The following is a 12135-nucleotide window of genomic DNA, read 5'->3' on the forward strand; positions in this document are numbered from 1 at the left end:
CCAGGGCCAGCGGGATTACAAGTTATCGTCTACTTTTCAGTATAGCTGAACTGAAAAAGAGCAGCATGAAATATTTCGTAGAGAAATGAGGGTGGTATTTTGTCATTCGCAAGGTCTGAGGAACTGTTCGCCCGGGCCCGCTGCTACATGCCCGGCGGGGTAAATAGCCCCGTCAGGGCTTTCAAAGCTGTAGGAGGGCAACCCCTTTTCATAGCAAGGGGAGAGGGAGCGCTGATTTATGATGTGGACGGCAATAAATACATAGACTACGTGGGTTCCTGGGGACCGCTCATCCTGGGCCATCGTCACCCTGAAGTCATGGCGGCTCTGCAGGAATGTTTGGAGATCGGGACCAGTTTTGGTGCTCCCACCGAACTCGAAATTGAACTGGCCAGGGCCATTGTGGAAGCGCTACCTTCAGTAGAAATGGTACGTCTGGTAAACTCAGGAACGGAAGCAACCATGAGTGCGCTGAGACTGGCCCGGGCATACACGGGTCGTAATAAGATTATTAAATTCGAGGGCTGTTACCATGGCCATGCCGACTTTTTGTTAATTAAAGCCGGCTCCGGTGCCTTGACCCTGGGAGTGCCGAGCAGCCCCGGTGTACCGGCCGGTACCGCGGCGGATACCATTGTGGCCCCTTATAACGACCTGGATACGTTAGAAGCAATCTTTGATCGGAAAGGCAAAGATATTGCAGCCGTGATTGTAGAACCGGTAGCTGGCAACATGGGTGTAGTACCGCCCCGAGAAGGCTTTTTAGAGGGGCTCAGGGAAATCACCCGCCATTACGGAGCATTATTAATTTTTGACGAAGTGATTACCGGCTTCAGGCTTTCTTACGGCGGTGCCCAGGCCCTGTACAATATTGACCCCGACCTGACCTGCCTGGGCAAGATCATTGGTGGCGGTTTACCCGTAGGTGCCTATGGCGGAAGGCGACAGATCATGGAACAGGTGGCACCGGAAGGCCCGGTTTATCAGGCAGGCACTCTTTCAGGCAATCCTCTGGCCGTAACCGCAGGCCTGGCCACCTTAAGGGCACTGAAAAAGCCTGGCACTTATGAAGAGCTGGAACGTAAAACAGCCCTTCTTATGCAGGGACTGACCGAAGCCGCCCGCGAAGCAGGCCTAATACTTTCATTCAACCGGGTTGGTTCCATGCTCTGCACTTTCTTTACCGAAACACCAGTAGTAGATTATAACACTGCCTGTACGGCAGATACTCGCCGCTATGCTGTCTTTTTCCGGTCCATGCTGGAACAGGGAGTTTACCTGGCACCGTCACAATTCGAGGCCACCTTTGTCAGCCTGGCTCATACCGACGAACACATCCAGCAAACGGTGGAAGCAGCCCGGAAAGCCTTTGCCGCTGCCAGTAAAATATAAAAGTCACAGGACTGGAGGAAAGGGCGAATTTTGTGTTCGCAACCATTCCCCGAGGAGAAACTTCTTTTCGGGGCTTTTCTTTGTATGCTGGGAAAAACTTATTTGACACAGGGAGTTACAAATGATATAAAATACCTAGCATGTGAATTTTATAACTTAAAAGCCCGTTTTCAAACCGGGGCCATGATAAGGTCCCTTATTTGCATAGAACAACAGGTCAAGGAGGCGATCTGATTGAAAACCCTGCGCGTACCAGAAGCCACAGTCACCAGGCTATCAATATATTCACGGTATCTTGAACGTCTGGACCGTAACGGAGTAACTACTGTCTCCTCCGGTGAAATCGCTGAAGGAGTAGGAGTAAGTCCGGCCCAGGTACGCAAGGACCTGGCATACTTTGGTGAATTTGGCACCCGTGGAGTCGGATATAATGTTAAAGATCTGATGCGTTATACTAAAAAGATTCTCGGATTGGACCAGGAATGGCCGCTGATTCTGGTAGGTGCCGGTAACCTGGGATATGCACTATGCACATACAAGGGGTTTAACAGCCGGGGCTTTAAAATTGTAGGCGTTTTTGATAACGACCTGACCAAAATAGGGAAGAAAATTGCCGAACTTGAAGTACTGCCCATGGAAAAAATGCCCGATGTAATTAAGGAACACAGGGCCCGTATTGGTATTATCGCCGTACCTCCCCGTGCAGCTCAGGACGTAGCTGATTTTATGGTTAAAAATGGGCTGGAGGCCATTCTAAACTTTGCCCCGGTCGCATTGAACCTGCCGGAAGGGATAGAGATACGCAATGTGGACCTGTCCGTAAAATTGGAAATACTTACATTCAACCTGGGATTCAAGTCGGCCCAGCGCCTTTAAAAAACGACAGGCCGTACATTTACGGCCTGCTTTAGCTGGTGATAAAAGTGAACCGGTATATCAGTGTTATTGGCGGAGCAAAATGTACAGAACGGGAACGGGAACTGGCCGAGGAAGTAGGCCAGGAAATCGCCCGCAAAGGAGCCATTTTAATTTGCGGCGGCCGGGGCGGAGTTATGGAAGCAGCTTCCCGGGGTGCCCGCCAGGCAGGAGGAATAGTTGTCGGCATTCTCCCCGGCCAGCACCGGGAGGAGGGTAACCCCTATTTAACCGTAGCCCTGCCCACCGGGTTGGGAAATGCACGAAACGCCATCATAGCCTGTGCAGCTGATGCCATCGTGGCCATCGGTGGAGGTTATGGTACTCTCTCGGAAATCGGGCTGGCTCTAAAAATGAATAAACCGGTTATTGGCCTGGATACCTGGAAATTGGAGCACCCTGTCGTGTCCTGTGGGATACGAACAGCCAGTAATGCGCAGGAAGCAGTAGAGTTGGCTCTGTTTTTAATCTCTAATTGGAAAGGGGAACCGGAATGATTCACACTCTAACCATTAACACCACAGCTCGCTCCCAGCTTGTGGATATTACTTCTCAAGTACGGAAAATCATTCAGGACGCAAAAATCACCCATGGATGTTGCCATCTCTTTGTACCCCATACGACAGCCGGTATTACGATTAACGAACACGCCGACCCTTCAGTTGCCCAAGACATATTATCTGAACTGGACAGGTTGATACCTCGCGAAGGAAATTACCAGCATTTAGAAGGAAACGCCGACGCCCACATCAAGACGAGCCTCATCAACTCATCCCTCACCGTACTGGTAACAGACGGCCAGCTTGTCCTGGGTACCTGGCAGGGGATCTTTTTTTGCGAATTCGACGGACCCCGGCAGCGCAAAGTGCTGGTCAAGGTGGTAGCTGATTAGATATCCCGTCCTAAAAGTTGAACCGGGACAGGTCCACGCCCTGCGGCTCCCCCGTTTTTTCGTCTGCCGCCGACACATCTGGAATCATGCTCTGAGCGGCAGGGGAACTATCTTCCTCCTGGACCTCCGGCATTAAATCCCCAAGCATAGCCATGACTTTTTCCACATCTTCCTGATATTTCAACAGGACATTGAGGGCCTGAGTTACTACCCGTGGCTCAAGTCGCTTAGTTTCCAATAACAGCATGGTGCGTGCAAAATCGAGGGTCTCAGATATGCTGGGACTTTTTTTAAGTGCCAGGCGACGTAAACTGTGAACGAAATTAACCACCTGGTTGGCCAGTACCTCGTCGATGCCAGGCACCTTTAAAGCAACAATGGCCCGCTCCTGTTCGACAGTCGGATATGGGATGTACAGGTGCATGCAGCGCCTTTTCAAGGCGTCACTGAACTCCCTGCTACTGTTGCTGGTAAGCAGGGTAAAAGGTATATGCCTGGCCCGTATGGTACCCAGTTCGGGTATGGAAACCTGAAACTCGGATAAGGCCTCTAAAAGAAAGCTTTCCAGCTCCTCATCACTTTTATCCACTTCATCCACCAGAAGGACTACCGGTTTTTCGGATAAGAAGGCTTTTAAAAGCGGTCGGGCCAGCAAAAATTCCGGTGTATAAATGTCCTGACGCAGTTCTTCCCATACATGCCGATTGTTCCCAGCGGCAACCTGGATATAGAGTAACTGCTTTTGATAATTCCACTCGTAGAGAGCCTTAGCCTCATCCAGACCGGGATAACATTGCAGGCGGACCAGCGTGGTATCCAATGCTCCGGCCAGGGCCTGAGCCAGGGATGTCTTACCCACACCTGCCGGTCCCTCCACCAGCAGCGGTTTGCGCAGGTGGGCAGCCAGGAAAAGGGTGGTAGCTACAGTACGGTTACACAAATACTGCTGTTCCAGAAGACCATCCATGACAGCCTGTACACTGCGAAACAGTCGGTGCATAATTTTCTGCCTCCGAAAACCCAGGTTTATAGATCTTGACGAAAACCCTCTCAACAAAACAAAATGAAAGTGAGAAAAAACTGAAACGGTGGCCCAAGATGCGTATAGAGATACTCACCCGTAACATGGACAAAAAAGCCACTTTGCTGACTTTTCTGGCAGAACAACCCGGTCTGGGTACCCGGGGAAATGAAATCTTTGTAGATGGCTTACAAATGACCATAGGGCAGAACTACATTTATATTACCACCCGGGAGTGGGAATGGGGAGAAAAAATCGTTCCACTACTTTTTTCCATTGTACCCCATACCTACTCATCCTCCTACTTCCAAACAGTAACGGATCAAAAAATCCTGGTTACCGCCATAGCTCACCCTTTACCAGAAATTATAGAAAAATTGACCCTGTTGGAACATCTCGACCTGGAAGCGCAAGAACTATCAGGACAATTCCAGGTACAGTGGCACTCGCGGGACGTAGCGGTAAGTTGCCCTGTCTCCTTGATGGTGCAGGGAGGAATTGCTACCGCTAAGATTAAATTTATACCTCACTTTCGAGACGCAGAGCACCACTGCCGGCAGCTCCTAAATAAAATCTCCCTTGCAGAGGTACTCCGGGTATTCACGCCGGAAGTAACCGCACACAAGGAAGAACCTTCAGCAGGAGTGCTGACCATATCAGCTCGAAAAGTAGTAGCACCGGAATGTTTTGCGGAATTTTTAAATCAATTCCAGGGCCAAATAATTTATTTAGAGCAACAGGATGCCCTGCGGGCCATTTTTAATCCTGCCGGACACCTCACTTTCACCCAGAGCGCTCAAAAAATAGAAGCGGAGCTTTGCCTGGAAAAACCGGAGACTATAACCAGCGAACTCCATAAACAATTGACTGTCTTGCTTGGTTTTACTGATTTAATCCTGCAGCGTACTATAGACAAAATTAACCTGGAACCTCATATTTTAATTAAAAAGCTGGGTTTTCGCAAAGATCAGCAATTTTACATTTTTCTCCGTCAGGGGATCTTCTCAGCGACATATAATATCAAGGAAAGGCAGATGAGCCTTAAAGCTTCAATTAAATTTGTAGAGGAAGAGGCCTTGGAACAGGTAGTTCAGCTATATCGGGCCATGGAAAGCTTTACTTCCCAAATATTTGAGTATATTATCTGAAAAAGTAGTGGGAGCGGTACCAGGAAAAGCCCATGGTTGAGTATATGATAGGATTCTTACAATTGCTGAGACAGGCCGGTATCCCAGTCTCCACAGGGGAAATGCTGGATCTTTTCAAAGCCCTACCCCTCCTGGAGCCCACCCGGGAGAACCTGCTCCTTGTCATGCAGACCACCCTGATTAAAGAAATCGGACAGGAGAGGATCCTGGAAAAACTCTTCGACCTCTACTGGGCAACGCTTAAACAAAGAGCTAAAAACCAGGAACAGCCAGGCAAAAAGTTCGCCATGCCTGTTGTTCCTCCCCGGCTATCCCCGGAAGAATTCAACGCAAAACTTGCGCAGATGAAAGAGTGGCTACGGCAAGCCTTGAACAACGAAGACGGTTTACCAGCCGGGAATGGAGATCCAGCAGGGCAGGGAGGTAGCAGGGGATATAATACCGGACAAGGGCAAAAGAGCGAGCATTTTCAAGTTGGCAGTACGGTTCCTCTTGAGGCAGCAGGACAAAAAGTGGCCATGACACTTGCAAAAGATAGAAGCGAGGGGGATTTAAAATCCCTGGCCCGGGAAGTCGTACTTACCATCATCCCACTGGCTGAAGAAACTACCGGAGAAAATTACCGTGAAATGCTTAAGCAGTTACGGGATTGGCTGGAACGTTTCTCCGTTGGAAAAGCTGAAAAACTGCGCCGGCAGGAAAATCTTCTGGAACTGGAACACATGCTCAAACATGAAATCGAAAAACTGCAATGCCAAAGCCAACCGAAGAAGTTGTCAGCTATCGCACGAGAAGCCAATTTATATGAACGTTGCTTTGCCGAACTGGATCCTGAACAGGTGATACAAGTTAAAAAACAAGTAGCCCGCCTGGGCCGACGTTTAGCTACCCGCGCGGGTTACCGGCGTATTCCGTCAACTCGCGGAGCCGTTGACATAAAACGTACGGTACGCCTGGCAACCACAACAGGAGGAATACCCATAATCCTCTGTCACCAGGACCGCCAGGCAACAAGACCGGATTTAGTTGTCCTTTGCGATGTCTCCGGTTCCGTAGCTCCTTACAGCCAGTTCATGCTCCTTCTGGTTCACGCCATGCAAAGTAAATTCCGTCTGGTGCGTTCCTATGCTTTTGTTGACGCCATAGCCGAAGTTACCGCCTATTTAAAAAAAGAGATGGACATCGAGAGGGTGATGCGAAATATTCAGCGACAAACCGGCATCTGGAGGACAGGTTTCTCCGATTACGGTGCGGTTTGGCGCCAGTTTTTCCACGAGCATCTGCACATACTTCACAAGAAAGTCACTCTTATCATCCTGGGAGACGCCCGTAACAATTATAAACCTCCAGGTGAAGATTATTTCCGTGAGATTTGCCAGCGGGTACGGCGTGTTATCTGGTTAAATCCAGCCCCACGTGAAAGCTGGAGCCTGGAAGATAGCATTATGCACCTTTACACTCCCTACTGCCAGTATGTATTTGAATGCTGTAACCTTTCCCAGTTAACCAGAATTGCAAACCAGATATTTTAATTCTTTAAGAGCTTGACAGCGTACAGTATTTCTCATATATTTATAATTGCTAACACGGGCATTACCGGGGGAAGAAAATCCATGCCTCCAGGGCGCATGAAAATCCCCCTTGTCAGGTCTTACGGAATATGCTATAATATCTTTCGTCGGTAGGATGTGCGGCAGTGGCGGAATTGGCAGACGCGCAAGATTCAGGTTCTTGTGGGCGTAGGCCCGTGGGGGTTCAAGTCCCTTCTGCCGCACCAAATACAGCAAAATCAAGCCCTGAAGGGTTTCCGAGAATAAGACGGAAATTCTTCAGGGCTTAGTTATTTTTTAACAGATTTTACAAGCAGGGTAATCTTTCATAACAGCTGGTGGGATTTATGCAAGTCTCTGGAAGGAGGAAAATGTGAAGGAAAAGGAGAATAATCTTTTTGTACATACTGAGCGTTGATGATGTGGTTCGGAATGAGCGGACTATAATTTTCCTGAAGAGGAAAACCGGGTGCAAAGTGGCAATTTTATTACATGTAGGATCAGGAGGAATTTCTATGGAGCAATTTCGTAGGTATATGGGAAGAAGAGTAAACTTGAATAATATGAAAGATACAGGCAAAATAAATGGTTATGGTATCATTTGCACTTATATACCAGATCCACCCGAAGAATTTGATGAGTTTGAATTCAAGACGGAATTTAGTGAATTAGAAGATATTATAATCACATTAGCTATTGAATCAGGAAAGATTGCAAGAATCATGTTTAGTTTGGCTGACAAAGAAAATCCCGATGTAGTAAGAAGGATAAATCAATCACAGATAGAAGAATTTCTTATGAGTAGAAACCAACAGCTGATCCAGTTTTTTGAATTCATCACCAAATAATTCTCCGCTACCAATATAATAGGTAAGGGGGCTAAGAATGCCTGTTACAATAGTAGTTTTAGGAAAAACCCCACCTGACCCCCAAGGGGAACCCGGATGAGTACCGGAAGAATGCGCGTCTGGTGAACGCGATTTGTCTTTTCAATACCGTTTTTTACAGGGCCTGCTGGAACGTATGTATGGTAGCAATGTCGTAGTAACCTACCGGTTCGACAGGGATCTGGCTCCTGACGAGTCGCCTGTAGTTTTAATTGAAGGGATACCTGTCTTAAAGGGTGGCCTGGCACCAGTTCCAGTAGTAAAATACCTGAACAGGTTGGGTATATCACGCAACGTCCCCCCTAAAATAAAGTAATCAAAAAATATTCTATAGTTTATCAGGAATCTTTTTTCTAATAACTATTGTTAATTTATAAAAGTTAGAAGCCCCATGTAATTTTAATTTTTTTACTTTTGTCCGGGAAATTGTCTCTATAATACCGAATTACTATGATTATTAAGAATAATAATAGTTACTCCCCGGAAATTTCTCGGAGCAGGAATATGTTCATCTAGCAAGGAATTTGCATGGAACCCATGAGAGGCCGGAAGATTCCCTTTGGAGAGGGTGGGAGGGAAAGGAGAATTTTAAATTACAAAAGATGTGATAACAAAGAATTTGCACAAAAAGGAGTCCGATGCAAATGGCTATGGATTTGTCGTCCAAGATAAGCCGTGATTTAATTGAACGTATTAAAGAAATCAGTGGGCAAAATCCAAATCTTTGCATGCAATGTGGGACGTGCAGTGCAAGCTGTACGGGCAGAGAGATTATGGATTTTCCACCGCGTCAGGTAATGCGCATGATACAACTGGGAAATCCAAACGTAGTAAATTTAAAATCCATCTGGGTATGCAGTACTTGTTTAATTTGTACTGCCCGGTGCCCGCGGGGGATAGACATTGCCAGGTTAATGGAAGCTCTTCGGTTAATAAACCTACGCCAGGGCAGGGAAGTATTAATTGCTGAAAAAATTCCACTGGAGTTACTCACCGAAGTCCCACAGATGGCCCTGACCAGCGGTTTCCGCAAGCTCAGCGCTTAAAAAAGGGGGGGAAAGGATGAGGATCCCATACTTTCCAGGATGCACTCTACACAGCAAAGCAAAAGGTCTGGATGATTCTACCCGGGGCTCTCTGGCCGCTTTAGGCGTTGAATTAAACGAACTGTCCCAATGGACCTGCTGTGGCACGGTATTTCCCCTGGCTCAGGACAATTATATCGGCATGGTCGCAGCAGCACGTATTTTAGCGAATGCGGCCAGAGAAGGGGGGGGCAAGCTCGTAACAGTTTGCTCCTTCTGCTATCATGTTTTAAAAAGAGTTAACAATGTTATAAAAAATAACCTGGAAGCCAGAAGAAAACTCAATGATTATTTAGAAGAAAATTATACCGGCGATATCAGGCCCGTCCACCCATTAGAAATCTGTAAGGAAGATGTGGGGTTCGATACAATCAGGAACAAGGTAACCAGAAGTCTAGACGGACTTAAAGTAGCATGTTATTACGGCTGTATGCTCGTCCGGCCGGCTTCGGAAATGAACTTTGACGATCCCGAAAACCCGACCATCATGGAAGAACTAGTAAGTGCCCTCGGCGCGGAGGTGATTGAATACCCCAATAAAACAACCTGTTGTGGTTCTTATCAAATATTGCATGATAATGCCCTGGTAATGCAAAAGGTGGAGGAAATTTTACAATCTGCCACGAACAGGGGAGCAGAAGCAATTGTTACCAGTTGCCCTCTGTGCCAGTTTAACCTTGATTGGTTCCAGAAAAAAATCCTTCAGAAAAAGAACAGTTTTAAAACAATTCCCGTTTTATATTTTACCCAGCTTTTAGGTTTAGCTCTGGAACTTCCCCAGGAAAAACTCGGCCTGGAACAACACTACGTAGATCCCAGACCTCTACTGGTGGGAGCGTAGATCTGCCTTGAAGGAGGAAAGAGCTATGGCGGAAGAAAAAGAAATGGTAAATATATACATTATGGGGAAACATTATAAAGTACCATATGGTCTTACGATTATGAAAGCCATGGAATACGCAGGTTACCGTTTTATCCGGGGCTGCGGATGCCGCGGAGGTTTTTGCGGTGCCTGTGGCACGGTTTACCGCAAACCAGGAGATTTCAGGTTAAAAGTTGGTCTGGCCTGCCAAACTATGGTAGAAGATAACATGTATTTGACCCAGATACCTTTTTATCCTGCCAATAAAGCCACTTATAACCTGGAGGAGCTTACGCCCACTCTGGCCACATTGTTGCGCTATTATCCCGAAACAACCCGTTGCCTTGGTTGTAACCAGTGTACCAGAATCTGTCCCCAGGAATTAAAGGTAATGGACTATATAGCTGCAGCCCAGCGGGGAGACATCGCCAAAGTGGCCAACTTGTCCTTCGACTGCATTATGTGTGGTCTATGCGCTTCCCGGTGCCCTGCTGAGATCGTACAATATAACGTAGCTATTCTGGCTCGCCGACTCTATGGCCGTCATATCGCTCCACCGGCCCAACATCTGGCCAAAAGAGTAGAAGAAATCAAGGCCGGAAAGTTTGACGAGGAATTGGACAGGCTGATGAAGATGGACAAAGAGGAATTACAAAAATTATATAACGCCCGGGATATTGAACCATAAGGAAGGTGAATAAACTAATGTATACTCAGGAAATGCTGGAAGCTATTAAACGTGTGGAACAAACCAGGGAACGGCGTTTAAAGGAAACTTTCCCCCGCCTTAAGCCCGAAGAGAAAGAAAATCTCTTGCGTTCCTACCATCCAGATTATATGCCCGAAGCTACCAGGCCGGTAAAGGTGGGGCCTAATAGAGGCGACAAGTTTACGCACGAACATGCTGACCTGCTGGAAAGCCGCAGCATGCTTGATCCTGATAATTTTTCCCTAGCGAATATAGATTTCGACGTAGATGTCCTGGTGATTGGTGGTGGCGGTGCCGGTACATCGGCAGCTCTTTTAGCGCACGAAGCAGGCGCGAGCGTATTGATCGCCACCAAACTGCGCCATGGGGATGCTAATACCATGATGGCAGAAGGAGGTATTCAGGCTGCCGACAAAGAAAATGACTCCCCGGCTATCCACTACCTCGATGTGATGGGCGGTGGAGGTTATTATAACATACCCGAACTTGTCGCAGCTTTAGTAAAAGATGCGCCACTTTGCATCCAGTGGTTAGAAAGTCTGGGTTGCATGTTCAGTAAATTTCCCGATGGTACCATGCATACCATCCATGGCGGAGGTACTTCCCGCAAACGCATGCATTTTGCCCATGATTATTCAGGTGCGGAGATTATGCGCACCCTGCGGGATGAAGCCCGGAACCGGGGTATTCCCGTTATTGAATTTTCCCCTGCCGTCGAACTAATCATTGATGAATACGGACAGTGTGCCGGAGCTGTACTATATAACCTGGAGACTGAACAATACCTGGTGGTAAGGGCAAAAACGGTCATTATTGCCACCGGAGGTTCCGGACGCCTGCATATCGGCGGTTTCCCCACTACCAACCACTACGGTGCCACAGCAGATGGTATTGTTATGGCTTACCGGGCAGGAGCGAAATTAATTTATCTGGACGCCACCCAGTTCCACCCGACAGGCGTAGCGTTTCCTGAACAGATCGTTGGGCAACTGGTAACCGAAAAGGTACGTGGCCTTGGTGCTCAACTGGTCAATGCGGAGGGAGAACAATTTATCTACCCGCTGGAAACCAGGGACGCAGTTTCATCAGCAATCATACGGGAATGTAAAGAACGGAAAAAAGGGATAACCACTCCCAGCGGTATGTCTGGCGTATGGCTTGATTCCCCCATGATCGACATCATCCATGGTAAGGGTACAGTGGAGAGAGAACTGCCAGCCATGTTCCGCCAGTATAAACGTTTCAATATCAACATGGCAGAACAACCCATCCTGGTTTACCCAACTCTCCACTACCAGAATGGAGGTATTTTGATCAACGACCGGGCCGAAACAAATATACCCAACCTTTATGTAGCCGGAGAAGCATCCGGGGGAGTACATGGACGAAACCGGCTGATGGGCAACTCTCTGCTTGATATCATCGTATTTGGCCGACGGGCTGGAATGAATGCTGCCGAAAGGGCAAAAAGCGTGAAATTAGGCAGACTTACCCTTGATCACGTCAAACGGTACCATGAAGAACTGCAAAAAGAAGGTCTCGGTCAAAAGATAGCACCCATTTTGCTGCCCGATTACCGTGGTAAAATCAGTGGTTAATAAGTATATGGTATATATATATAATCGAGTAGGAGGGGGCGGCTAGCCCCCGTCCTCTCACACCACCGGACATGCG

13 protein-coding genes and 1 tRNA gene are annotated in these 12135 nt (G+C 47.7%); 13 read left to right on the forward strand and 1 reads right to left on the reverse strand.

The genetic code is table 11. From position 1 onward, the window contains the following. The first annotated feature begins 99 nt into the window (after positions 1-99). The 4 genes from hemL to ACPLUI_RS05535 all read left to right on the forward strand — a co-directional run bounded on the left by hemL (position 100) and on the right by ACPLUI_RS05535 (position 3199). Positions 100-1392, forward strand: a complete 1293-nt coding sequence (hemL, locus tag ACPLUI_RS05520; RefSeq protein ID WP_424659275.1) for a glutamate-1-semialdehyde 2,1-aminomutase — start codon at positions 100-102, stop codon at positions 1390-1392. A 234-nt stretch (positions 1393-1626) separates the two neighbouring features. Beyond that, positions 1627-2268: a redox-sensing transcriptional repressor Rex gene (locus ACPLUI_RS05525; protein WP_424659276.1), complete on the forward strand. Its 642-nt coding sequence runs from the start codon at positions 1627-1629 to the stop codon at positions 2266-2268. Positions 2269-2306: 38 nt separating this feature from the next. Beyond that, entirely contained in the window at positions 2307-2804 is a 498-nt protein-coding gene (locus ACPLUI_RS05530) for a TIGR00725 family protein (RefSeq protein WP_424659277.1), read from the forward strand. Then, a complete protein-coding gene (locus tag ACPLUI_RS05535) occupies positions 2801-3199 on the forward strand; it encodes a secondary thiamine-phosphate synthase enzyme YjbQ (RefSeq protein ID WP_424659278.1) in 399 nt (132 codons plus the stop codon). Before ACPLUI_RS05530 ends, ACPLUI_RS05535 begins: the two co-directional genes overlap by 4 nt. A 10-nt stretch (positions 3200-3209) precedes the next feature. On the opposite strand, the gene ACPLUI_RS05540 is transcribed toward ACPLUI_RS05535, so the two are convergent. Next, on the reverse strand, positions 3210-4199 hold the full coding sequence (locus ACPLUI_RS05540) for an AAA family ATPase (RefSeq protein WP_424659279.1): 990 nt from the start codon (positions 4197-4199) through the stop codon (positions 3210-3212). 98 nt (positions 4200-4297) lie between these two features. On the opposite strand from ACPLUI_RS05540, the gene ACPLUI_RS05545 reads away from it, so the two are divergent. The 9 genes from ACPLUI_RS05545 (at position 4298) to ACPLUI_RS05585 (ending at position 12059) form a co-directional block, all read left to right on the forward strand. Next, positions 4298-5368, forward strand: coding sequence for a hypothetical protein (locus tag ACPLUI_RS05545; protein ID WP_424659280.1), 1071 nt, complete (start codon positions 4298-4300; stop codon positions 5366-5368). Positions 5369-5469: 101 nt separating this feature from the next. After that, positions 5470-6900 carry a VWA domain-containing protein gene (locus ACPLUI_RS05550; protein WP_424659281.1) on the forward strand — a complete coding sequence of 477 codons (1431 nt, stop codon included), beginning with the start codon at positions 5470-5472 and terminating at the stop codon, positions 6898-6900. Positions 6901-7058: 158 nt separating this feature from the next. Beyond that, positions 7059-7145: transfer RNA gene (locus ACPLUI_RS05555), tRNA-Leu, on the forward strand. A gap of 288 nt (positions 7146-7433) precedes the next feature. Beyond that, a complete protein-coding gene (locus ACPLUI_RS05560) occupies positions 7434-7766 on the forward strand; it encodes a hypothetical protein (protein WP_424659282.1) in 333 nt (110 codons plus the stop codon). A 133-nt stretch (positions 7767-7899) separates the two neighbouring features. Then, positions 7900-8121, forward strand: coding sequence for a hypothetical protein (locus tag ACPLUI_RS05565; RefSeq protein WP_424659283.1), 222 nt, complete (start codon positions 7900-7902; stop codon positions 8119-8121). Between the two features lie 328 nt (positions 8122-8449). Further along, entirely contained in the window at positions 8450-8851 is a 402-nt protein-coding gene (locus ACPLUI_RS05570; RefSeq protein WP_424659284.1) for a 4Fe-4S dicluster domain-containing protein, read from the forward strand. A 16-nt stretch (positions 8852-8867) separates the two neighbouring features. Continuing rightward, positions 8868-9731, forward strand: a complete 864-nt coding sequence (locus ACPLUI_RS05575; protein ID WP_424659285.1) for a CoB--CoM heterodisulfide reductase iron-sulfur subunit B family protein — start codon at positions 8868-8870, stop codon at positions 9729-9731. 25 nt (positions 9732-9756) lie between these two features. Continuing rightward, positions 9757-10440 (forward strand): 4Fe-4S dicluster domain-containing protein, encoded by a 684-nt coding sequence (locus tag ACPLUI_RS05580; RefSeq protein ID WP_424659286.1) that lies wholly within the window; start codon positions 9757-9759, stop codon positions 10438-10440. Positions 10441-10472: 32 nt separating this feature from the next. Continuing rightward, on the forward strand, positions 10473-12059 hold the full coding sequence (locus tag ACPLUI_RS05585; RefSeq protein WP_424659287.1) for an FAD-binding protein: 1587 nt from the start codon (positions 10473-10475) through the stop codon (positions 12057-12059). The last annotated feature ends 76 nt before the right edge of the window (positions 12060-12135 follow it).

It is taken from the genome of Desulfofundulus sp., from assembly GCF_049701015.1.
Taxonomy (GTDB): Bacteria; Bacillota; Desulfotomaculia; order Desulfotomaculales; family Desulfovirgulaceae; genus Desulfofundulus.